Below are 21,989 nucleotides of genomic sequence, written 5' to 3'. Positions count from 1 at the left end.
CCCTGAGTTCATACCATGAGCCGACGTCGACAGTCCTTATGGAGTGGGGCAGGATCGGCTGTGTGACAGGACGAGTGGAGAACGCGATTCGCGCGGCTGTCTCTCCTGGGGAGCCGTTGGCGACCCCGTCAGGTCGTGGCCGCTTCACCGTTGCCCGCTACACCGCCGACGGGCTGGTTCTGCTCCTCGGTCAGAAGGAAGCATGGACGCCATTGCCGTGGCGGGCGTTGGAGGAAGTTCCAGAACTCCTGCGGGGACGCGGTTGGGTACTGATCGGCAGCGTGTACTCGGTGGACGCCAAAGTCGGAAGCCTGGATGAGCACCTGAAACGCTTCCTCAAGCGGGCTACGGCAGGGTGGGTCGCTGCCCTCCTGGAAGAAGCCGGAGTGCTTTCCATCGACCGATCACCGCCTTCGCGCGTCAAGCTACAGGCAGGCTGGTGACGCTCCGCGACATGAGAGGACTCGGCCGAAGGCGTCCGGTCTTGGTCGGTTTTCTGGACACACCCGAACGTGTCGGGGATACAACTGACACCCGAACGGTGGTGTAGGGCCTCGGATCGAGGGACCTCTCCCTTCGGCCTTGGACCTGGAGCGGATACGGCATGGCTTCTCCTGATGGCGGGCGTACTGTCGAGCAGTGGCGCCGATACCTCGCCGAGTACAGCGCCGAGGTGTTGCGGGGTGCCCCCGAGGATGAGCTACATGAGGTCGGCGACCTGCAACGGTCCGCCGGCTGGCTGGGCTTCGACGGCGCTGGCGAGGGTCGGCTCGCTGCTCTCGAGCAGCGTCTGGGCGTTCGGCTGCCACAGAGCTATCGGTCGTTCCTGGCAGCGTCTGACGGGTGGCTGAACCTCGGCCCGTTCATGTGGACGATGCGTACCAGCGGCGAGGTCGGCTGGCTCCGTGATGCCGATGTTGGTTTGTGGGAGATCCTCCGCGAAAACGCCACGCCTGAGGAGGGCGCGCTCGCCGACCGTGCGTTGCTGGTCTCCGGTGACGGCGACGCCCAGTACTGGTTGCTCGACCCCGGTGATGTGTCGGCGGCCGGCGAATGGGCGGCCTACGTCTGGGCCAGCTGGTATCCCGGTCTTGGGGACCGATACGACTCGTTCGCCGAACTGGTGGATGCCGAACGCGCATCCTTCGAAGACCTCAGTGGACGCGATGGCCGTCCGGTCCACCCCGACGGTGCCGACGAGCTGGTGGGCGAGGGTCGCGAATGGGCTCTGAAGGGTGAGGTCCGCGCCGCTGCGGAGGCCTTCGCGGACGCCGCTGTCAAGGGCTCGGGTACGGGCGCCTACCTCGCCGTCATCTTGAATGCTTTCCTTGATCCGGCCCATACGCACCACGAGATCCGCAACGGCATCCTCGCCCACCCTCACGTGGTCGAGGAGGTCGGCCTGGAACAGGTGCGTGCCGAGGCGGTGCCGCTGTTCCTCTACCACTCGGCCCGTACTGGATCGTCGGTTGCACCACACCGTCAGCTCTTCGCCGGGATCCTGACCGAGGAAGAGATCGAGCAGATCGACACCTTCAGTCCGACACAGCTACCAGAATCGCCCGACTTTCAGGAGGCGCTACACCGAGCCCGGACGCTCGTCCAGGCCGGAGCCACCGACCACGCCTGGAGCATCCTCGAAGCCGCGCTACCCCACTGGCACTCCGACTCCCCATGCCGCATCGCGCCGGTCGTACTGCTCACCGACCCGATGCTGCAAGACCTGGTCACCCCCGAACGCGCCAGAACCATCGTGACCACACCACGCGGAAGCAACCGCTACTGACGCTGATTCCGACGTCGGCTTCTACGACATTCGGCGGCCGATTCCCAGCGAAGAGGACTCCCGGAAGACCCCGTCCGAGTAACGCCAGAAGGCAGATCGAGTGAAAAGTTCAGCGGTTGGCAGTCCGGAGACGACGCTCTCAAGCCAGTAGGCCTGGAGGCGCCCGCAGGCCCTTAGCATCCGATCTGCGGCAGAGGGCGTTAGAGATGTGGGCGCTAGTGATCGTCTGTGCTGTGATCAGACTTCGTGGTCGCGGGGTAGGAGTGCAAAGACGTCACCGGGAAGACCGTCAGTCCTGGGTTCGGGCGACAGGGGAGCCGGTTCGCCGAGGGCGAGTTGCGCGCGCCACGTACCGATCGCGAGCCCGTCGGTGGCGTGCTGCGAGAGCCGGTCGTTGGCGGCGTCGCTGAGCAGACCAGCGTGCTCAAGGATGATGGACACGCGGAAGCACCCTGGTCCTGGGATGGTCGATGTGGAACCGGGACAGTGCTGTGGCCGTCACCTTGGTATCGACGAGGTCGAGGTGGTCGAGGTCGTACCGCTCGAGCACCGGGATGATCGCATCGCTGACCGGTGTCCCGCGAAGGGACAGCGATCTGATGCGCGTGACGCCGTCGAGTAGCGTGATCAGGTCCTCATCGGCGGCAGCGGTGAGGCGGATGGTCAGATTATCAAGCTTTGCCGGCAGGCTCGTCGAGCCGGCGACGTTGGCGGCCGTAAGGCTCACGCCATACAGGGACGGAGAGAAAGCAGCGTCCAACAGGAGAGTGTCCTTCGCGCTGAGGCGCACGTTCCTAAGGTGGGGGGCGACTTCGGTCAGCATTGCCTGACCCCATGGACGCGGTGGAAGGTTGGTAATTGTCAGATCGGCGAGAGCGTCGAGTTTCCCGCCGTCGGCGCCGACATGGAATGCACTCGGTTCCCTGAGATGCAGGCGCAAGCTCCGTAGTTTCGGGAATCGCAGAAAGGCCGACATGGCTTCGGCCTCGATTGTGCACGCCTGATGCTCGAAGACCTCAACGCATGGCAGATCCGGCAATGCGGAAAGTAGCTGGTCATCGAACTCTTCGGTCATCAGGGTGAACGACCACACCTTGCTAGAGGCGGTCGCCAGATGTTTGAGGTCGGAACGCTGCCAGCATTCAGCACGCGTGTGAATGCTGAAAGGGGTGCCGTCGTGCCGAGGCGGCAGCGGCGGACCCAGAACATGAAATGGTGGTGCCCCCTCTTGGGAGTGATAGAGTCGAGAATCGTCATTCGTGAAGCGCCCGCAACAAACGACTTCGACAACCGTCGCCGTGCCCGTCTCACTGACCGCCGCGACATTCACCCATTCGGGAACGTGGCCGTCACGCCACAATTCGGCCACGGCGGTTTCCGTGTCACATCTGCTCAGTGCGACAGCCCGGCGATGGACGCTGTCTTTCGGAAATCTCAACTCGCCGGGCTGTGGGGTGTGCCCGTCGTAGGACTGGTTGAGCCGAACCCGGAACACCAACGGCTCCGGCAACTCTTCGGAAACCAGCGACTGAGCGAACTGCCGTGCGGCCCGAACTGAAGCACTAAACCGCGCGGCGAACACCTCTCGATTCACCCGCCCAACCTACAGTCCGACCATCCAGGACGACCCATTCGGCCATCGGCAGATGAGGGCGATTGAGGTCCCCTGGGGGTGCAGGTTCGGACGGCGTGGGCTGGGAGCGGCTCTGATGTGGGCACGGTGCGGATGGGGTCGGGCTGGAGGAAGGTGCTAGCTCTTCCGCGCGGTGCAGTTCAGAGGTCGTGGGTTCCGGTTTTGATCGCGTGGAGGAACTCGGCCCACTGGTCGGTGGGGATGGTCAGGACGGCGCCGGCCGGGTCCTTGCTGTCGCGGACCTTGACATGTGTGCGCATGTCCGCGAGCTCCACGCAGGCGCCACCCGCTCCGTTGCTTCGGCTGCTCTTGCGCCATGTCGCGCTGGTCGAACTTGGCGGAGCCACGCCGTACTCCCTCTCACTCGCTCAGGCCCTCGGCGAGACGCCTGATGAAGGCTTTGGATGCTTCCGGGGACAGGGCAGATGCCCGCAGATGATCCGAGACGAGTGTATAGCGCTCGATGTCGGTTGGTTGCTCTAGATATTGGCTGCTGGTGAGGTCTTCGATGTAGACGATGTCGTCGGCGTCCTGCTCGGGAAACGTCAGGCGGTGGAAGGACGTCCCCATGGACGCATGGGCCCCCTGGTCGAACGGCAGGACTTGCAGGGTTACGTGTGGAAGGTCGGCGAGGTGTTCGAGGCGGCGCAACTGTGCCGCCATCGTCTTGGGGCCGCCGACCATGCGGCGCAGCGCGGCCTCGTCGAGGACGACCCAGAGTTCGAGGGGGTCGGGCTGAGTCAGCAGGGCTTGCCGTGCGGCTCGGGCCGTGAGTTGCCGCTCGACCTCGTCCGATTCGAGTGAGGGGCGGTGCGCACGGATGATCGCTTCCGCGTAGTCATCGGTCTGCATGAGGCCTGGAACCAGGTCCGCCTGGTAGATCATCAGAGCCTTGGCGCCGTCCTCAAGGCCGACGTAGTTCCGGAACCAATGGGGGAAGGCGTCCGAAAAGGAGTTCCACCATCCGCGGTGGTGGGCCTGTTTGCGGAGTGTACGAAGCGTACTCCGCGTGTCGCCGTCCACCTCATAGACGTCGAGCAGGTGATCAAGGTCGTCGGCCCGTATGCCGGTGCGGCCCGTCTCGATGCGGCTGACCTTCGACTCCGACCAGCCGACTGCACGGCCCACTTCGGCACAGCTCAAACTGCGATCTTCGCGAAGCTGTCGGAGGACGCCGGCGAGGCGCCGTCGACGAGCCGTGGGGCTTGAGCGCGGGGGCATATGCAGGTCCTTGTCTGATTCGTCCTTGCGGACTTTTTGTTGATCTCTGCAACTGGCTTGTAAATCTGCAAGATGCAATCTAGCTTGCAGGTGCTCAGTAGCAGTATGTCAGCCGTCGATGACGGACGGTGTCCGATCGGCAAGGTCGAGTCGTGGGGTGGTGATCGCGATGGAGAGACCCGGTAGGCAGGGAAGCGTGACGCTGGAGCGGTTCGAACTGCTGGTCGGGCTCATGTGGGCCCTGCGCGGGGTGGGGCGGGGGTCGGTGCTCGTCCTGGACGCTGAGGCTGAACCGGTGCTTTCGGTTCCCGTGCCCTCCCGGCGGAGGTCCGTGGCCGTCCTCGGCGTCCAGGAGTGCGACGGTGGGTGGGCGTTCCTGTGGGACGGGGTCTGCAAGGCCCCGGCCGGGTCCACTCTCATGGCCGCGCGGCAGATCGCGGAGGTCGAGCGATGATCGTCTGGGACGTCGGGTACACGGAGCAGCTGTGTTCGGATGGTGTGTTGGACGTCCGGCAGGTCCGGGCGAATGTCCGGCGGAGGCTGGCCGAGACCCTGGCGGCGCGCGACCACGGATTCGATGCGGGGGACGTCGATCTCATGGTCTGCGAGATCACGACGAACGCCGTCCGGCACAGCGCGAGCGGTTCGGCGGGCGGCGGGGTGTGGGTGACCATGCTCTTCGCGTCCCGCCGGATCCGGGTGGAGATCCAGGACGACGGCGGCGCGCGGGCGGTTCCGGCGATCCCGTCCCAGGGCGGCGGATGGGCCGAGTCCGGGAGGGGCCTCCTGGTGGTGGACGGGCTCGCGGACCGGTGGGGCACGTCCGTCGGGAACACCGGTCAGACCACGGTGTGGTTCGAGGTGGCCGGGTGAAGCGGGTGCTCCGGGGGATTCGGCGGCCTCGTCCGGAAGGGCGGGAGGAGTGGCCCGAGGCTGTGATCTTGTTCGCCGGGGCTGGATCCGGGCCGGGATCCGGGGCTGGGCGTGCGCTTCAGATGTTTCCCGGTGAGGCGCGGGCCTGGCGGGCGCTGGCGGAGAGGGAGATCGTGCGGGCTCGGGCTTGGCGGCGGGACGGGCGCGCGTGGGACGCGGGGGTGTGCGCCGGGCGGGCCGAGGCCTACCGGGCGGCGGCCGAGCAGGTGGAGAACGTCCTGATCGAGGCGTTCGAATTGTGGGATCAGTACGAGGGGCGGGTGGGGGAGGGGATGTAGGACGGACGCGCGTCGCTGGGACGCGCGTCCGCCGGTTTCAGGGGGTGCGGAGGGCCTTCTCTATCGCGGCCAGCTTGTCGGCCAGGTGCAGCAGGGCGCCGACAGACGGGTCCTCGGTGCTGCCCGCGAGGGTCTGGGAGCGTTGGTAGGCGGCTTTGATCTGGGTCCAGCGGTCGGCTTGGGGGGTGGTCAGGGTGCCGCGGAGTTCTCCGAGTTTGAGGATGTTGGCTTCGGCGTCGGAGGTCAGGGTCTGCGATTCGGCCTTGTAGTGGTCGTCGATCGCCGCTTCCAGTTCGGTGGCGTTCATGACCGGGAGGATGCGCTCGGCGAGTTTGTTCATGTCGCGGTAGGAGCCCTGGAGGCGGAACGGCGGTTCGGTGCGGGACGCGTCGTCCTGGGCGGCGGAGGCTATGTAGGCGCGGTTCACCGTCAGGACGGTCCGTTGGACGTGGATCAGCTTTTCGAGGACGGACAGGATCTCGTCCAACTCGGCCTGGGAGTAGGGGTGCGACAGGCGGTCGGGGCGGACGGTCTCGTCGCCGGAGGCAAGACGCACCAGCAGGTCGACGTCGCCGCGGTCGCGGGTCGTGAGGGGCGCCAGGACGGGGTTCGAGGTCAGCGTGTTCTCGATGTAGCTGAGCGCGAACAGGTCGTCCTTACCGGAGAGGACGTCGCCCAGGTTCCACACGTCCGCGCGGTTGGCGAGCATGTCGGGGATGCGGAAGCGCCGGCCGGACTCGGTGTACGGGTTGCCCGCCATGCACACGGCGAAGCGCTTGCCGCGCAGGTCGTAGGTGCGGGCCGCTCCCTCGATGCGGCGCTGGGCGTCGCAGAGGGGAATGAACTTCTGCAGGAATTCGGGCGAGGTGTGCTGGATGTCGTCCACATAGAGCAGGACGTTGTTCCCCATGTCGAGGGCGAGGTTGATCTTCTCGACCTCGCGGGCCGCCGTCGCGTTGGGCGCCTGCGCCGGGTCCAGGGACGTCACGTCGTGGCCGAGGGCGGGGCCGTCGACGCGGACGAAGGCCAGGCCGAGGCGGTCGGCGACGTACTCCATGAGGGTCGTCTTGCCGTAGCCGGGCGGTGAGATGAGCAGGAGCAGGCCCATCTGGTCGGTGCGCTTGCCATCGCCGGTGGCGCCGAGTTGTTTGGCGAGGTTGTCTCCGATGAGGGGCAGGTAGACCTCGTCCACGAGGCGGTTCCGGACGAACGCGCTCATGGTCCGGGGCTTCAGGTCGGCGATTCCGAGGCGCTTCTCCTCGGACGCGATCAGGTCGTTGCGGGTCTTCTGGTAGGCGCGGAAGGCGGGGACGCGCTCCGTGCGGAAGCGGTGGGTGCGGGCGAGCAGCTCGTCCAGGCGCAGGACGAGCCTGCGGTCGGCGATGCGCGGGTGGTCGCCGAGCAGGTCCTCGATCGTGGCCGTGAGCGCGGCGGGGGAGTCGTAGCGGTCGGACGCGCAGAGCAGCGTCGCGACGGCCTCGGGGACGTCGGCCGGGTCGCCGTCCGCGCCCGTCCCGAGATAGGAGGTGAGCCAGGCTTCGGCGAGCTGGTGGCGCGCGGCGAGAGTGCCGGCGCCGCGCAGGTCGTCGTCCAGGGTGCCGTCGCCCGCCGCCTGGGCGAAGCCCTTCAGGAGCGTGCGGGCGCCCTGGCTCGTCACGAAGCCGTCGGGTGCGGCCGCCAGTTCCTCGACCAGGTACTCGGCGGTGAGCGGGTCGGGTGCGGGCAGGTCGTGCGCCGTTGCGAAGCCGGTGATCGACGTGGCGAGTTCGGCGGTGAGGCCGGTCAGGGCGTCGGCGCGGCCGAAGGCTTCGCGGGCGCGGACGAGGGAGCGGGCCCGGGTCGTCCACGTGGAGCGTCCGGCCTCGTCGGTGCCGTGCGTCCAGAAGAGCTGCGCGGTGGCGCGGGCCGCGCCCGGGTAGCGGAGCAGGCCCGCGTCGGTGCGCAGGCGCAGCAGCGCCTCCAGGATGCGGGCCGCGTCGTGGTCGTGGACGCCCCGCTCGTAGCCCTCGTCGTAGCGGTCGGCCGCCGCGTCCCGGACGAGGGCGAGGAGGCGCCCGTCGGCCGCGGCCCGCCGCAGGTCGTCGAGGGGCGACGCCGCCAGGATCGACGCCGCCAGGTACTCGGCGCGGTAGGTTTCCGGGGTTTCCGAGACCAGGGTCTGGTTCCACAGGTGCCGGGTCGCGGCGAACCCCTCGTCCCGGACGGGCCCCCGGTAGTCGGTCCCCGTGATCGCGAAGGCGACCGTGTCGCGGTGCGGGACGAGGGTCAGCTCGATCGGCCGCGTGTTGACCGCGAACCGGTGCCGGCCCAGCCGGATCGTCCCGCCGCCGTCCCCGTACAGGTCGAGCCGGTCGCGCAGCGCGCGCCCGGCCTCCTGGCGGGCGGCCTTGACGCGTCCCTCCAGCTCCTCGGCCCGGACGCCGTCGTCCAGCCCGCGCAGCTCCTCGGCGATCGAGCGGAGCCGGGCCACCATCGCGTCGGTGGCGAAGTAGGTGTTGACCTCGTCCGGCGAGGAGAGCGCGGCCGCGCGGCGGCGGACCCCGGCGAGGATGCGCTCGGCCGACCCGGTGAGCCGGTCGGTGCGGCGGGCGCGCTCGTCCAGCAGCGTCTGCTTGCGGGACGAGAACGCCTCGTAGACCTCGGTCCGCTTCGTCTCCAGCTCGGCGAGGAACTCCTCCAGCTCGGCGAAGCGCGCCTGCAGCGTCTCGACGCGGAGCAGCAGGCGGCCGAGCTGCTCGTCGCAGTCCTCGGGCGTGCCGGCGGTCGCCAGGGCCCCGGCGATCGACTGGTCGAGCAGCGCCAGCTCGGCGGCGAACGCGGCGCGGCCCTCCCGTCCGAGCAGGTCGCGGCGCCGGTTGTCGAGGACGGCGCGGGCCCGGTTGAGGCCGCCGAGCACCTCGCCGACCCGCTCCAGGATCGCGGTCCGGGCGGTCGCGTCGGTGATGTCGAGGTCGCCGACGACCTCGGTCACGACCTCAAGGCCCTCGTTCTGCGCGGCGAGGAGGTCGGCCAGGGGTGCGGCGTCGGCGGCGGTCTCGATGGCGCGGGCGGCCTCGGCGATGCGCTCGACCTCGGCGTGGTAGCCGGTGAAGGCGTCCTCGCGCTGGAGGAACTCGACCGCGCCCTCGCCCGCGTCGCGAAGCTCGGCCTGGACGGATTCGGAGAGCTCGTCGATCCGGGCGGTGTCGGCGTAGCGGAGGTCGCGCAGGGTCTCCAGCCGGCCCTGGGCACGGCGGAACTCGGCGAGCCGGGAGATCCAGCCGTCCGCCGTCGCCGGCGGCTCCGTCCGCGCGCTCCGGACCAGCGCGGCGATGCCGTCGGCGGCCTCGGAAACGGCGGAAACGGCCTGCTCGGTCAGCGCCTGGACCTTCTCGAACTCGTCCAGCACCTGGCCGGCCGTCGAGCGGACGTCCGCCAGCGGCGCGGTGACGTCGCCGAGCTCCTCGTCGGCGAGCCAGTGGTAGAGGTCCGCGACCCGCGTGCAGGACGCGATCAGCGCCTCGAACACCCGCGCGGACGGCGACATCTCGTCCACCATCCGGGTGATCGACAGGCACTCGGAGATGCCGCGGACGAGGTCGGCGTTCCCGACCCGCTCCAGCGGCCCGGTGCCGACCGGCTGCGCGGCGGCGTGCGCGTCCGACACGTACGGGGTCGCCCAGATCTGCATCGGGTGGACGCGGGACGGCTCGTCGGAGAACGCCCGCATCACGACGAGCGTCCCGTCCTCGAACAGCGAGTACCCGTGGCAGGTGACCGGCGTCGCGACCCGCTTGCGGATCACGTTGTAGGGCAGCAGCAGCGACCGGCCGTCCTCCCGCGAGTGGAAGACGTAGAGGACGTCCTCGCCGTTCGGCGACCGGACGACCCGCTCGTACTCCAGCCCCGCCACGTCGGTGTCGAACGTCTTCGCGGCGCCGGTGTCGAGGTAGTAGCCGCCCGGGAAGATGATCCCGTGGTCGTCGGGGAGCCGCCGGCACGCCTGCTCGATCCCGTCGAGCCGCGTGACCTCCTTCGTCCGGACGTTGAACACCAGGTGCCGCCACGCGGACTCGTTGTAGGGCCGGATCCGCAGGAGGACCAGCGCCCCGACCCGCGCGTGCAGGACGTCGGCGTCCGCGAGCGACTGCAGGGGCTCGTCGACCGGCTCGGAGTAGATGCCCTCGCCCGTGCCGGTGTTGTCCTCGATCTTCACCGTGAGCGTGCCGCCGATCGTCTCGACGAACAGCTCGCCGCCGATCGAGATGTGCGGGTGGCGCCCGAGGACGTGGTCGTCGCGCGTGGTCTCGACCCAGTCGACGTCGTGCGCGGGCGGGAACGAGTGGTCGCGTTCGCCCTGGTTGTCCTCGTAGGCGACGGTGCCGTCCGGGGCCGTCCGCCAGCGCAGGACGCGCAGGTCGGTGAGGCGCGGGCCGGTCTGGAAGACCGCGAGCAGCCGCCCGTCCACCAGCCGGAGCTGGAGCAGCCGCGCCTGCCGGTAGTACCGGTACATGTCGGCGAAGTCGCGCAGGAAGCGCGGGTCGTCGAGCAGGCCCGGCACCGCCTCCGGCCCGGCCGGGACGAACGCGATGCCGTCCTCGCCGCGGGTGAACCGGTGCAGGGAGAACACGTCGCCGACCGCCGTCTCCGGCTTCAGCCCGAGGAAGACGTTGTAGCCGAACAGCATGACCCCGCCGAGCGCGACCACGTCGCGGGGCACGCAGCTGTGCTCCGTCCGGATCCGCTCGGTGCCGGCCAGCCGCATCTCCGTGCCGCCGAAGACCTCCAGCCGCCGCGCGTTCAGCGCCTCCGCGCGCCGCGCCAGCTCACCGGCGTGCCCGGCGAGCCGCGCCCGCAGGACCTCGTACGTCCCGTGGTCCAGCCCGTCCCGCCCGTGCTCGGCCTGGGCGGCCTCCCTGACGACCTCGCTCACCGTTGCTCCCCTCTACCCGAAGTCCACGCCGTCCCCGCGCCGCCGGTCCGCCGCGGCTGCGGCGGGCCGCCGGTCCGGCGGCCCCCGGACCCGGCGACCCGCCGCAGGTCCCTTCGATCAGCCGGCGGTCACCGCGGTTCCGTTGGCCGCCGGCAGCGGCGCGTCGGCGACGCCGAGGCGGCGGGCGGTGTCCAGGAGGTCCTGGAGTCCGGCCGCCTCCGGGCCGCCGGACTTGATCAGCCGCAGCAGCAGCGCCGACAGCGTGAGGTCGCGGACGCCGCCGGTGTCGAGCGAGCCGAGCAGCCGGGTCATGTCGTCGGTGAAGGACGACGTCCCGTCCAGCCACGGTCCCGCGAGCGACTGCGCGACCTCGGAGTTCCGCACGAAGCCGTCCACGCCCTTGCCGAGCGCGATCGAGCCGACCAGCCGGTCGAAGAACACCGAGTCGCCGCCGACGATGTCGATGTCGGCCTTCTCCAGCCCGGCCGCGAGCACGCTGGCCTGCGCCTCCGCGACCTGCCGCTGCACCTCGATGCCCGCGAGGCGGACGTCCTTCTCCGCCTCCAGCCGCAGCCGGTACTCCTCGTGCTGGCGGGACGCCTCGTCCAGCGCCGCCATCGCGCCGGCCTTCTCGTGCAGGCCCTCGGCCTCGGCGCGCAGGCTCTCCCGGATCCGGGCGGCCTCCGCCATCGCCATCTCCTGCGCGGCGAGCGCCTCGGCGCGGCCGACCTTCTCGATCGCCGCGGCGTCGCGCTCGCGGACCTCGACCTCGGCGAGGCCGGGGGCGGCCGACTCGGCGCGCAGGCCCTCGGCCAGCCGCACCTTCGCCTCGGCGTCCAGCTCGGCGGCCTGCCGGCGGGCCTCCGCCATCGTCACCTCCTCGCGGGCCCGGTGCTGCGCGGCGGCCTCCGCCGCCTCGGCGGCCTTGATGTCCTTGACCAGGTTCTCCTGCGCCTCGGCCTCCGCGTGGATGATCACCGACTGGCGGGCGCGCTCGGCCTCCTCGACCGTGCGCAGCCGCTTGATGGCCTCCTCCTGCTCGGCGACCGTCCGCTCGACCGCGATCCGCTCCCGGACGACATTGGCGATCTCCCGCTTCTCCGCCTCGACCTCCTTGTCGGCGGCGATCCGGGTCAGCTCGGTCTCCCGCTCGCGGGCGATCACCTCGAGCAGGCGGTCCTTCTCGATCCGCTCGCTCTCGATCGCGAGGACGCGCTCCTTGTTCTTCGCGGCGACCGACACCTCGCGGTCCTTGTTCTCGTGCTGCACGCCGAGCTGCTCGTCGGTGCGGATGTGCGCGGCCTGCGCCCGCAGCCGCTCCTCCGCCTTGACCCGCTCGATCTCCGCCTGCTCGCGGGCCCGGACGGTCTCGATCTCGCGCTCCTGGCGGAGCTCGGCGTCGGCCTGGCGGCGCTCCAGCTCCAGGATCGCCTCGCGCGCCTCCACGTCCTGGCGGGCGATCTCCTTCTCCTCGTTGCGGGTGTACTCGTTGGTGCGGACGTGCTCCAGCGCGGTCAGCTCGGTGATCTTCCGGATGCCCTGGGCGTCCAGGATGTTCGTCTTGTCCAGGGAGAGCAGCGACGTCTGCTCCAGGTAGTCGATCGCCGCGTCCTCCAGGCTGTAGCCGTTCAGGTCGGTGCCGATCACCTGGATGATGTGGTCGCGGAACTCGTTGCGGCGGGTGTAGAGGTCGGCGAAGTCCAGGTGCTTGCCGACGGTCTTCAGCGCCTCGGAGAACTTGGCGGCGAACAGCTCCTGCAGCGTGTCCTGGCTGCTGGCGCGCTCGGTGCCGATCGCCTGCGCGACCTTCACGACGTCCTCGACGGTCTTGTTGACGCGGACGAAGAACGTGATGCGGATGTCGGCGCGGATGTTGTCCTTGCAGATCAGCCCGTCCCGGCCGGTCCGCTCGATCTCTATCGTCTTGACCGAGATGTCCATCAGCTCGGCCTTGTGCAGGACGGGCAGGACGATCGCGCCGGTGAAGGTGACGTCGACCTTCTTGAGCTTGGAGATGATCAGCGCGCGGCCCTGGTCGACCTTGCGGAACAACCGGCTCACCATCAGCACGAGGCCGAGGGCGATGAGCAGGGCGAGCGCGAGGAGCACACCGGCTCCAATGGTGATGGTGTCCATCGGGATCCCTGTTCTGCTGGGGGACGAGGTCGCGGGGGGTCAGCCGGTCCGGCGGCGGTCTTCGGCCAGGTCGGACGCGGTTTCGTGCGGCATGACCCAGAAGAACTGGCCGTCCGGGTCGAAGTCGAAGATGAGGGCGGTGCTGCCCGCGGTCAGGCCCGCGGGCAGGCCGGCGGTGAGGCCCGCGCCCGCCACGGGCACGTCCGCCGCGGGTTGCCGGACCTGGACGATCGCGGACGACCCGTCCGGCGCGGTGACCTCCGCCTGGCCGAAGTCGGGCCCGACCCGGCCCGTCCGGATCACGCACGGCAGCCCGACGAAGTCGCGCAGCGACGCCGCGACCTGGTTCTGGAACACCCGGCGCAGCGGCAGCACGGCGAGGCGGGTCCCGGCCCAGGCCGCCACGAGCGCCCCGGACATGCCGAGCAGCCGCAGGGCGACGCCGCCGGTCAGCGCGGACGCCGCCAGGCTCACGAACCACGCGATCGCGATCAGCAGGGAGAGGACGACCGTGGCCGGGACGCCGCCGAGGCCCAGCATCGCGAGGCGTTCGGCGACGAGCCCGTCCCCGTCCCCGTCCGCGCCGCCGGCGTCCCCGGCGCCGGCACCGGCCCCCGTATCGGCATCGGTGCCGGCGCCGAGGAGGTCGACGCCCAGGCCGCCGAGCAGGACGAGCGTCCAGTACCCGGCGACGACCAGGAGGGAGAAGCTGAAAAGAGCGGTGGGGAAACCGAGCGCTGCGTCGAAGAATTCGCCCATGAGAAATGCACGCTTCCGCTTCGAGACGTCATTGGCCGCCGGGCGGCCGAAAACGGCGGTCCGGCATTGAGAAAGGATTCGCTGAGCGTGGAAAGGGGTCGAGCTCAGCTATCTGGGAAGGCGTGCGCCCAGGTGATGTGGCTCAGGTCGTACGGCCTGGCGTCCTGGGGGCGGGCTCTGCGCGGCGGAGCCGGCGCAATGAAAAAGTGCCGGGGAGTCATTCACACCCTCCTGGTCGGAGACAGATCCTGTCTCGCCGACCAGACTTCCCGGCACACCGGTAGTTACTTTAGCTTATTTCTTGCCGGAAGGGAAGTCTTTAAGCGGCGGATGGGCGGGTACAGGGCGTTGACCTGCATTTCAGTGCGAATACGGCGAACTCCCCGGTGCCCGCGCGGACGTTCAGGGAGCGTTGAGGTCCGCTGGAGCCCCGGCTCAGGAGCGGTCGCTACCGTCGCCCGCCATGACCCCGCCAGCCATGCTCCCACCTGCGGCGACGCAGGACTCCTGCCGGCCCGTCTTCGTCCTCGGGTGCCCGCGCTCGGGAACCACGCTGCTCCAGCAGATGCTGCATTCGCACCGGCGCATCGCGTTCCCCTCCGAGACCCGGTTCGTGCACGTCTCCTACGCGATGCGGCACGAGTTCGGCGATCTGGAGCGGGAGCGGAACCGGCGGGCGCTCGCCGAATGGATCACCGGCGGCGCGGACACCAAGTTCACAGCGCTCGGCCTGGACCCCGCCGCCGTCGTCGAGGAGATCGTGCAGGCGCCGCCGACGCTCGGGTCGGCGCTCGCCGCCGTCTTCCGCGCCTACGCGCGGGCGCACGGCAAGCCGCGGTGGGGCGACAAGCGGCCGAGCTACTTCCGCCGGGTGCCGATGCTCCGGCGGATGTTCCCGGACGCGCAGTTCGTCCACCTCGTCCGGGACGGCCGGGACGCGGTGAGCTCGCTGACGCGGATGCCCTGGTTCAAGGGCGACCTCTACGCCGCCGCGCTCACCTGGCGGGAGGCGGTCGACACCGGGCGGCGGCTCGGCGTCCGCCTCGGTCCGGACACCTTCTACGAGTTCCGCTACGAGGACCTCGTCACCGAGCCGGAGGGCGAGCTGGTGAAGCTGTGCGCGTTCCTCGGCGAGGAGTACGACGCCGAGATGACCAAGGCGTACCAGCACGCCCGCAAGACGGTGCCGGCCCGGCGCACCTGGCACCTGCGCACCCACGAGGCGCCCAACACGCGCGTGGTCGGGGCGTGGCGGGAGCGCTTCGAGGACGAGGAGGCGGACCTGGTCGAGCACGTCCTCGCCGACCGGCTGCGCCACCACGGCTACGAGCTGACCGGCGTGCCGCGCCCCGCCGCCGCGCAGCTCGCGAAGTTCCACCGGCTCGCCGCGCACCGCTGGCGGACCCGGCACGCGCACGCGGTGCGGGACCGGCTCGCCCAGGGCCGCGAGCCCAACCCCGTCGCCTCTCTGCTGACCGGACCGGTGCCGCTGACCGGAGGGTCTGAGGACTGACGCGCCAGAGACAGGTGACTCTGTCCCCAGGGCAAGGAGTACGGGGGACCATCGCGCTGGGTGATTCTGGCCGGTTGTCCGAAATTCTCATGGAACGTGCCGGGCCGGCCGGGGCCGCCGCCCGGCCCGCCGCCGCGCGGCTGCTGGGGAACGACGCAGGTGGCGTGCCGCGGGACGGCGCGCGGGGGAGAAGCGGACCGCTGGGACGGGCGGGGACAGCGTTTTCCGATCATCGTCGGCTGGGCCCCTTAACGGCAGGGTTACCGGCGGGTAGGCAGGGTGCCGTTTTACCGGCCTGCTGACTTAATTTACGGAACAGAGACATGGCCGTGTCCGATCGTTCACCCGGCCCCTTGAGGACACATCAAGCGTTTGGTTGTATCTTGCGTGTTGCTCGTCACCCAATGCCTATCGCGATTGATTCGACGATCCTCTGACATAAGGAGGAGTGCGGTGACCACATCGGAAACAATTTCCCACGGCGAGCTGCAATCGTGGCTTCTTGACAGGATCGCCTTCTACCTCGACAGGCCCCCGGAAAACATCGATCCGTCGGTCGAACTCGCCCGCTACGGGGTGGACTCGGTCTACGCGATCAGCATCATCAGCGACATCGAGGACCACCTCCAGGTCGAGGTCGACGTGGCCGAGGCCCGGCGCCGCGAGACCGTGACCGCCCTCACCGACTACCTGCTCGAACTCGTCGCGTGATGGGCGGCCGGCCCGGGGACGGGCCCGTGATGGTGGTCCTCGGCGACAGCGTGGCCGAGGGGCAGGCCGACCCCGACCCGGCCGGCGGATGGCTCGGCTGGGCCGGCCGTCTGGCCGCCCACCTGGGCATTCCCCGCGAATCGATGCTGAACGTCTCCGATCCCGGCGCGACGGTCGAGGACGTCGCCCGCGACCAGTTGCCGGCCGTCCGGCACCTGCGGCCGGCCCTGGTGGTGCTCGGCTGCGGCATGAACGACGCGCTGCGCGGCTTCGAGCGGCCGGCCGCGGCGGTGCGGCTGGACGAGCTGTTCGGCTGGGCCCGCGGGCGCGGCGCGGTGGTGGTGGCGATCCCGGTGCCGCGGCCGCCGCTGCTCGACCTCTCGCCCATCTCGCAGTTCCGCAAGAAACGGACCGTCCAGCGCATTCACGACTTCAACGCCGAGCTCGACCGCGTCTCCCGCGACTTCGGAATGTCGTTTCCGGAACCGGAGACGGTGGCGAAAGTCGCTGACCCCGCGATGTGGAGTTCCGACGGAATCCACCTGAACCCGAGAGGGCACGCATATGTGGCGGAGGTGATCGCGGAGATTGCGGGGAGCCTGCTCGGGGAGCGGGTGAGCTGAACTGAGCCTCGGGGGCCGATCCAGCAGTGTGGGATGCAGATGAAGAGACCATTCGCGTTCGCGCGCGCGCCCCAGTCGATGATGCTGATTCCGCTGGCTCCCGTGCTGGCCGTCCAGGCGTGGCGGACCGTGCGCCGGACACCCCGGCTCGACCCGGCCGGCGGGGACGAGCACGGCTTCGTGCCGGGCGCGAACCCCGGCACCGGCCGCCCCGCGTTCCGCGTCGTCGTGATCGGGGAGTCCACCGCGGTCGGCGTCGGCGCGTCCCGGCACGCCGAGGCCCTGCCGGGCTTCCTGGCCGAGGCGCTGCGCGACCGGCTGCGGCGCAGCGTGGCGTGGTCGGTCTCCGGTGAGAACGGCGCGACGGCCCGCCGCATCACCGCCGGCCTCATCCCCGCGGCGGGCGGCCCCGGGCCCGACCTCGGGCCCGACCTCGTGGTCGTCACCACGGGGATCAACGACCTGATCCGGCGCCGCCCGCCGCGCCGCTGGGCCGCCGACGTGACCGGACTGGTCGGCGCCGTGCGCGAGCGGTACCCGGACGCGAGCGTGCTGGTGGCGGGCATGCCGCCGGTGCACCGGTTCCCCGCCCTCCCGCAGCCGCTGCGGTACGTGCTCGGCGCACGCGCGCGGACCATGGACCGGATCACGCGGGACGCGGCGCGCGCCGGCGGGGCGGTCCACGCTCCCATGGACGAGGCGATGGCGCGCGACCGCGCGCTGTTCGCCTCCGACGGCTTCCACCCGTCGCCCGCCGGCTACCGGGCCTGGGCGCACGACCTCGCCCGCGCCGCGGCCCCGACCGCGGCCCCGCCCACCGTCCCGCCCGCCGTGCCGCCCGGCATGCCGAACGCCATGCCGAAGGCCGTCCCGCCCGCCGCGGGGCCGCCGCCTGTCCGGGCGCGTCCCGCCGAGAGCACGAGCACGCCCCCCGCCGGCACCGCCCCGCCCCGGAAGAACTGACACGCCGCAAGCGAAGGGAGCAGCTCGGATGACGGTTCCCGGAACGTTCCGATCGGCGGTGGAGGCCAAGGACCTCGCCGCCGTCACCCGCGCCCTGGACCCGGGCATCGAGTTCCGCAGCCCGGTGATGGTGAAGCCCTACCTCGGCCGCGACACCGTCGGCAGGCTGCTGGCGGTGCTGTTCGAGGTCTTCGAGGAGTTCCGCTACACCGACGACCTGGTGAGCCGCGCCCCGAACGGGGCCGGCCCGCCCACCCAGGCGCTGATCTTCGAGGCGCGGGTGCTGGGCAAGTCCGTCCAGGGGCTGGACCTGCTCAGCTTCGGCGGCACCGGCCTCGTCACCGGCCTGACCGTCATGGTCCGCCCGCTGCCGGCGGCGATGACGCTCGCGCGGGCGGTCGGGCGGCGGATGGAGGACGCCGCGGACGGCGCGCACGAGGACGCGCACGGCCCGGGGGACCCGGGCGGCTCGGGGGATTCCGGCGACTCGGGGGGAGCGGAGGGAACGGGGGGCCCGTCCGGCACGACGCGGTCATAGGCCGCGCTCCCCGGGGCGCGGCCGGACGGCGGGCCGCGGGGAGCCGACCGAGGAAAAGGGAGTGGAACGAAAGATGGACAGTAAGGTCCCCGCACACCCCGCAGTCGCGGCCCCGGCGCTCGCGGACCCCGGACTCGCGGATCCCGCGCTCGCCGGCCCGCCCGTCCCGGCCGCCGCCGTCCCCGACCGGGCGGCGCCCGAACCCGCGGCGGCGGATCAGGCAGTGCCGGACAAAGCGCTGCCGGTCAGAACGGTGCCGGATGAGGCCGTGCCCGGTAGGGCCACCCCGGACCAGGCGCTGCCGGATGAAGCGGTGTCGGAATCCGGGCACGCGGGCCCGGCGCGTCCGAGCCGGCTGCTCCCGGGGCTGTCCCCGGCGCACCGGATCGCCGCCGACCTGGACGGCTACCTCGGCGATCCGATGGACGACGAGGCCGGGCCGTTCTCCTACAAGGCGATCGTGGAGGCCGAGGAGCGCGACGAGCTCCCGCCGGGCGCGGTGGACGCCGTCCGGGCGTGGGGCTTCCCGAAGTACCTGGTGCCGTGCCCGCTCGGCGGGCGGCTGTCGACGCTGGAGGAGCTGTTCTTCGTCACGCGCGGCATCTCCCGCCGCAGCGTCACGGTGGCGGTGATGTACGGGTCCGGGCTGCTCGCGGTGAACCCGGTGTGGCTGTGGGGCAGCGCGTGGCAGCGCAGGACGGTCGCCGACGGGGTGCTGCGCGGCGACCTCGCCTGCTTCGGCGTCTCGGAGGCCGACCACGGCAGCGACGTGATGGCGTCGGAGTCGGAGGCCGACCTGCAGGGCGACGAGCTGGTCCTGACGGGCGTGAAGTGGCCGGTCGGCAACGCCACCCGCGGCCGGTTCGTGACCACCTATGCCAAGACCGGCCCGCGCGACTTCTCCCTGATCCTGGTCGACAAGCGGGAGCTGGACCCGGCCGCCTGGTCGACGCTGCCGCCCGTCCGGACGGTGGGGCTGCGCGGCCACGACCTGTCGGGCGTGGCGTTCTCGGGCGCGCGGGTGCCCGCCGACCGGGTGATCGGGCGGCGCGGGTCCGGGCTCGTCCAGACGCTGAAGACGCTGCAGATCACCCGGACCGCGATCGCGGCGCTGTCGGTCGGGACGATCGACGCGGTCGTGCGCATCGGGATGGAGTACTCGCGGCAGCGCACCCTCTACGGCTCGGACATCTACAAGATCCCCGTCATCCGCGACCACCTGCTCAAGGCCCATCTGGACCTGCTGATCGCCGAGTGCGTCGCGATCCCGGTGACGCGCTGCCTGACGGTCGCGCCGGGGCGGCTCAGCCTGTGGTCGTCGATCGCGAAGTACTTCGTCCCCGTGCTGGGGGAGGAGGTCGTGGCGAGCATCGGGACGGTCCTCGCCGCGCGCGGCTACCTGCGCGAGGGCGTGGCGCACGGGGTGTTCCAGAAGCTCCAGCGCGACCACGCGATCGCGAGCATCTTCGAGGGCACCACGCACGTGAACCTGGCGAACGTCGCCGGGCAGCTCCCGTACCTGATCGACCCGCCGGAGGAGACCGGCGGCGAGGACGGGCTGCTCGCCGAGCTGTTCTGCTGGACGCGGACCCCGCCCGCGTGGGAGCCGGACGGCCGGCGCCTCCAGCTCACCAACGAGGGACGCGACGAGGTCGGGCAGCGGTTCGAGCAGATCGCCGAGGCGGTGCTGGAGGCGGCGAACGCGCACGCCGCGCCCGGTGTCGCGGCCGAGCTGAAGGACCTCGTGTCGAGCATCGGCGGCCTGCGCGCCAAGGTGGACGAGGGCATCAGGGCGGCCGAGGGCGACACCTCGTCGGTGGCCGCGCTCGCCCGCGCCAAGCGGTACTGCGAACTGCACGCGATGGTCTCCTGCATGCTGACGTGGCTGCACAACCGCCACGCGTTCGGCGGCCCGTTCGCGGACGGCCAGTGGCTCGCCCTGTGCCTGCAGCGCCTGCTGCAGCGCGCGCAGCCCGACGCCGCCCTGTCGGAGGAGTTCCTCCCGTCGCTGGAGGACGCGATGTTCCGCAGCTTCGAGGAACGGCGCTGGTTCTCGCTGCTCTCCCTGGCCGAGGACGAGTGATAGGCCGTGTACACGGATTTCGTGTCCCTCGTCCGGGACAACATCCAGACGTACGGTGACGACCGCTCGTTCACCTTCATCAGCGAAGAGCCGGGACGCAAGTACAAGGAGAACGTGCTCGGCTTCGCCGAGCTGGACCGCAAGGCGCGCGCGCTCGCCTGCCGCCTGGAGGCGCGCGGGCTGCGCGACAGGGCCGTCCTGCTGCTGTACCCGGAGGGCCTGGAGTTCATCACGGCGTTCCTCGGCTGCCTGTACGCGCGGGTCATCGCCGTCCCGGCGCCGCTGCCCGACCTGGACGCGGGACGGTTCGGACGCACCCGCCGCATCATCGAGGACGCCGACATCGCGCTGATCCTCACCGACACCGCCCACCGGGCCACGCTCGACGCGTGGCTGCGGGCGGCGGGTCTGCGCAACCGCGTCCACTGCCTCGACACCCAGGCGGGCAAGGACGCCGATCCGGGCGACTGGACGCCGCCGGAGTTCGAGCCGGCGACCATCGCGTTCCTCCAGTACACGTCGGGCTCGACCAGCGACCCGAAGGGCGTGATGGTCTGCCACGGCAACCTGCTGTGCAACGGCGAGGAGATCAAGCGCCGCATCGAGGGCTCGCCCGACACCGTCGGCGTCGGCTGGGTGCCGCACTACCACGACATGGGCCTGGTCGGCCAGTTCCTCGAACCGCTCTACCTCGGCTGCCGGTACGTGTTCACCTCGCCGATCGCGTTCATCAAGCGTCCGGTGCTGTGGCTGGAGCTGATCACCCGCCACAAGGGCACGATTACCGTCGCGCCCAACTTCGGGTACGAGCTGGCCCTGCGCCGCGTCACCGACAAGCAGCTGGACGGCCTGGACCTGTCGTCGCTGACGGTCGCCAAGAACGGCGCCGAACCCGTGCGGGCGTCGACGCTGGAGGCGCTGACCGAGCGGTTCGGCCCGGTCGGGTTCCGGCCCGGGATGTGGATGCCCTGCTACGGGATGGCGGAGACGACGCTGCTCATCACCGGCGCCCCGCGCGGCACCGGCCCGGTCGTCCGCGACTTCGACGCCGAGGCCCTCACGAAGGACGAGGCGGTCCCCCTCCCGACCCAGGAGGGCGCGGGCCGGGAGGGCGCGGGCCCGGAGGGGACGCGGCGGCTCGTCAGCAGCGGGCGCCCCGTCACCCTGGACGTGCGGATCGTCGACCCGGAGACGCGCGCCGAACGCCCGGAAGGGCGGGTCGGCGAGATATGGGTCCGCGGCGGAAGCGTCGCGCGGGGCTATTGGGGCAGCCCGGAAGAAAGCAGAAAGACTTTCGGTGCGCGCACCATTGCCGACGACGGTCCCTATCTGCGGACCGGTGATCTGGGATTCGTCCTCGCCGGCGAACTCTTCGTCACCGGAAGGATCAAGGACCTGATCATCGTCAACGGCCGGAACATCCACGCCCACGACATCGAGGAGGCGGCGCGCGCGGCCCATCCGGCCGCGCTGATCGGCGCCGCGTTCGCGATCGACGGCGCCATCGACGCCGATGTCGGCGGCGGCCTGGACGGCGGCAGGGAGCACGTCGTCCTCGTCCAGGAGATCAGTACCCGGGCGGCCGCCGGAACGCCCCTGGACGAGCTGGCGGCCCTCATCAAGGCCCGTGTGGCGCGGGCGTTCGAGCTGCCCGCGGTGAGCGTCGTGCTCGCCGCGCGCGGCACCGTGCGGCGCACCACGAGCGGGAAGATGCAGCGCCGGCTGACCCGGGAGGCGTTCCTCACCGGGGAGATCACCGCACTCGCCGATGATCTCGAATCGGACGTCGCCGACCTCCGGCGGGCACCGGCATGAAAACCGTGCGCAGGCCCGTGACGTGCCATTTCGAAGATCCAAAAATTAGTGCTGACCAATCCTAGTCAAAAGCATGACTAATCAT

19 protein-coding genes are annotated in these 21,989 nt (G+C 70.7%); 12 read left to right on the top strand and 7 right to left on the bottom strand.

Going from position 1 to position 21,989, the window contains the following annotated elements:
• The first annotated feature begins 116 nt into the window (after positions 1–116).
• Entirely contained in the window at positions 117–443 is a 327-nt protein-coding gene (locus ABFX46_RS06745; RefSeq protein WP_346040460.1) for a hypothetical protein, read from the top strand.
• A 161-nt stretch (positions 444–604) separates the two neighbouring features.
• On the top strand, positions 605–1,786 hold the full coding sequence (locus ABFX46_RS06740) for an SMI1/KNR4 family protein (RefSeq protein ID WP_346040459.1): 1,182 nt from the start codon (positions 605–607) through the stop codon (positions 1,784–1,786).
• Positions 1,787–2,023: 237 nt separating this feature from the next.
• Here ABFX46_RS06740 and ABFX46_RS06735 read toward each other — a convergent pair whose 3' ends face one another.
• From ABFX46_RS06735 to ABFX46_RS06720, 4 genes are all read right to left on the bottom strand, one after another.
• Positions 2,024–2,227: a hypothetical protein gene (locus ABFX46_RS06735; RefSeq protein WP_346040458.1), complete on the bottom strand. Its 204-nt coding sequence runs from the start codon at positions 2,225–2,227 to the stop codon at positions 2,024–2,026.
• A complete protein-coding gene (locus tag ABFX46_RS06730) occupies positions 2,211–3,380 on the bottom strand; it encodes a hypothetical protein (protein ID WP_346040457.1) in 1,170 nt (389 codons plus the stop codon). The genes ABFX46_RS06735 and ABFX46_RS06730 overlap by 17 nt, the downstream gene beginning before the upstream one ends.
• 179 nt (positions 3,381–3,559) lie before the next feature.
• Complete coding sequence (locus ABFX46_RS06725) at positions 3,560–3,766, bottom strand: DUF397 domain-containing protein (protein WP_346040456.1); 207 nt, start codon at positions 3,764–3,766, stop codon at positions 3,560–3,562.
• Positions 3,767–3,779: 13 nt separating this feature from the next.
• Positions 3,780–4,640, bottom strand: coding sequence for a helix-turn-helix domain-containing protein (locus ABFX46_RS06720; protein WP_346040455.1), 861 nt, complete (start codon positions 4,638–4,640; stop codon positions 3,780–3,782).
• A 169-nt stretch (positions 4,641–4,809) separates the two neighbouring features.
• On the opposite strand from ABFX46_RS06720, the gene ABFX46_RS06715 reads away from it, so the two are divergent.
• The 3 genes from ABFX46_RS06715 (at position 4,810) to ABFX46_RS06705 (ending at position 5,851) form a co-directional block, all read left to right on the top strand.
• Positions 4,810–5,094, top strand: a complete 285-nt coding sequence (locus tag ABFX46_RS06715; RefSeq protein WP_346040454.1) for a hypothetical protein — start codon at positions 4,810–4,812, stop codon at positions 5,092–5,094.
• Positions 5,091–5,513, top strand: coding sequence for an ATP-binding protein (locus tag ABFX46_RS06710; protein ID WP_346040453.1), 423 nt, complete (start codon positions 5,091–5,093; stop codon positions 5,511–5,513). Before ABFX46_RS06715 ends, ABFX46_RS06710 begins: the two co-directional genes overlap by 4 nt.
• Before the next feature lie 173 nt (positions 5,514–5,686).
• Positions 5,687–5,851 (top strand): hypothetical protein, encoded by a 165-nt coding sequence (locus ABFX46_RS06705; RefSeq protein WP_346040452.1) that lies wholly within the window; start codon positions 5,687–5,689, stop codon positions 5,849–5,851.
• Positions 5,852–5,888: 37 nt separating this feature from the next.
• On the opposite strand, the gene ABFX46_RS06700 is transcribed toward ABFX46_RS06705, so the two are convergent.
• The 3 genes from ABFX46_RS06700 to ABFX46_RS06690 all read right to left on the bottom strand — a co-directional run bounded on the left by ABFX46_RS06700 (position 5,889) and on the right by ABFX46_RS06690 (position 13,658).
• On the bottom strand, positions 5,889–10,763 hold the full coding sequence (locus ABFX46_RS06700; RefSeq protein ID WP_346040451.1) for a DNA repair ATPase: 4,875 nt from the start codon (positions 10,761–10,763) through the stop codon (positions 5,889–5,891).
• Between the two features lie 117 nt (positions 10,764–10,880).
• Positions 10,881–12,899, bottom strand: coding sequence for an SPFH domain-containing protein (locus tag ABFX46_RS06695; protein ID WP_346040450.1), 2,019 nt, complete (start codon positions 12,897–12,899; stop codon positions 10,881–10,883).
• A gap of 39 nt (positions 12,900–12,938) precedes the next feature.
• A complete protein-coding gene (locus ABFX46_RS06690; protein WP_346040449.1) occupies positions 12,939–13,658 on the bottom strand; it encodes a hypothetical protein in 720 nt (239 codons plus the stop codon).
• Between the two features lie 463 nt (positions 13,659–14,121).
• Between ABFX46_RS06690 and ABFX46_RS06685 the strand changes: the two genes are divergently transcribed.
• The 7 genes from ABFX46_RS06685 (at position 14,122) to ABFX46_RS06655 (ending at position 21,904) form a co-directional block, all read left to right on the top strand.
• Positions 14,122–15,171: a sulfotransferase family protein gene (locus ABFX46_RS06685; protein WP_346040448.1), complete on the top strand. Its 1,050-nt coding sequence runs from the start codon at positions 14,122–14,124 to the stop codon at positions 15,169–15,171.
• A gap of 453 nt (positions 15,172–15,624) precedes the next feature.
• Entirely contained in the window at positions 15,625–15,882 is a 258-nt protein-coding gene (locus ABFX46_RS06680) for an acyl carrier protein (RefSeq protein ID WP_346040447.1), read from the top strand.
• 29 nt (positions 15,883–15,911) lie between these two features.
• Complete coding sequence (locus tag ABFX46_RS06675) at positions 15,912–16,505, top strand: SGNH/GDSL hydrolase family protein (RefSeq protein WP_239067882.1); 594 nt, start codon at positions 15,912–15,914, stop codon at positions 16,503–16,505.
• A gap of 39 nt (positions 16,506–16,544) precedes the next feature.
• The gene (locus ABFX46_RS06670; RefSeq protein ID WP_346040446.1) at positions 16,545–17,468 is read left to right on the top strand and encodes an SGNH/GDSL hydrolase family protein; all 924 of its coding nucleotides are present in this window, start codon (positions 16,545–16,547) and stop codon (positions 17,466–17,468) included.
• A 28-nt stretch (positions 17,469–17,496) separates the two neighbouring features.
• Positions 17,497–18,006 (top strand): hypothetical protein, encoded by a 510-nt coding sequence (locus ABFX46_RS06665; protein WP_346040445.1) that lies wholly within the window; start codon positions 17,497–17,499, stop codon positions 18,004–18,006.
• A 73-nt stretch (positions 18,007–18,079) separates the two neighbouring features.
• The gene (locus ABFX46_RS06660) at positions 18,080–20,089 is read left to right on the top strand and encodes an acyl-CoA dehydrogenase family protein (protein WP_346040444.1); all 2,010 of its coding nucleotides are present in this window, start codon (positions 18,080–18,082) and stop codon (positions 20,087–20,089) included.
• A 6-nt stretch (positions 20,090–20,095) separates the two neighbouring features.
• Positions 20,096–21,904 carry a fatty acyl-AMP ligase gene (locus tag ABFX46_RS06655; protein ID WP_346040443.1) on the top strand — a complete coding sequence of 603 codons (1,809 nt, stop codon included), beginning with the start codon at positions 20,096–20,098 and terminating at the stop codon, positions 21,902–21,904.
• Positions 21,905–21,989 lie beyond the last annotated feature (85 nt).

The sequence above is a fragment of the Actinomadura chokoriensis genome (assembly GCF_039529475.1).
Classification (GTDB): Bacteria; Actinomycetota; Actinomycetes; order Streptosporangiales; family Streptosporangiaceae; genus Spirillospora; species Spirillospora bangladeshensis.
This window is presented reverse-complemented; position numbering and strand designations above follow the sequence as displayed.

What these genes read in the sequence shown, in the direction of transcription:
- ABFX46_RS06740 (WP_346040459.1), top strand. Translation starts at nt 605, where the DNA reads ATGGCTTCTCCTGATGGCGGGCGTACTGTCGAGCAGTGGCGCCGATAC.
- ABFX46_RS06720 (WP_346040455.1), bottom strand. Translation starts at nt 4,640, where the DNA reads ATGCCCCCGCGCTCAAGCCCCACGGCTCGTCGACGGCGCCTCGCCGGC.
- ABFX46_RS06715 (WP_346040454.1), top strand. Translation starts at nt 4,810, where the DNA reads ATGGAGAGACCCGGTAGGCAGGGAAGCGTGACGCTGGAGCGGTTCGAA.
- ABFX46_RS06710 (WP_346040453.1), top strand. Translation starts at nt 5,091, where the DNA reads ATGATCGTCTGGGACGTCGGGTACACGGAGCAGCTGTGTTCGGATGGT.
- ABFX46_RS06695 (WP_346040450.1), bottom strand. Translation starts at nt 12,899, where the DNA reads ATGGACACCATCACCATTGGAGCCGGTGTGCTCCTCGCGCTCGCCCTG.
- ABFX46_RS06690 (WP_346040449.1), bottom strand. Translation starts at nt 13,658, where the DNA reads ATGGGCGAATTCTTCGACGCAGCGCTCGGTTTCCCCACCGCTCTTTTC.
- ABFX46_RS06685 (WP_346040448.1), top strand. Translation starts at nt 14,122, where the DNA reads ATGACCCCGCCAGCCATGCTCCCACCTGCGGCGACGCAGGACTCCTGC.
- ABFX46_RS06675 (WP_239067882.1), top strand. Translation starts at nt 15,912, where the DNA reads ATGGTGGTCCTCGGCGACAGCGTGGCCGAGGGGCAGGCCGACCCCGAC.
- ABFX46_RS06670 (WP_346040446.1), top strand. Translation starts at nt 16,545, where the DNA reads ATGAAGAGACCATTCGCGTTCGCGCGCGCGCCCCAGTCGATGATGCTG.
- ABFX46_RS06665 (WP_346040445.1), top strand. Translation starts at nt 17,497, where the DNA reads ATGACGGTTCCCGGAACGTTCCGATCGGCGGTGGAGGCCAAGGACCTC.
- ABFX46_RS06660 (WP_346040444.1), top strand. Translation starts at nt 18,080, where the DNA reads ATGGACAGTAAGGTCCCCGCACACCCCGCAGTCGCGGCCCCGGCGCTC.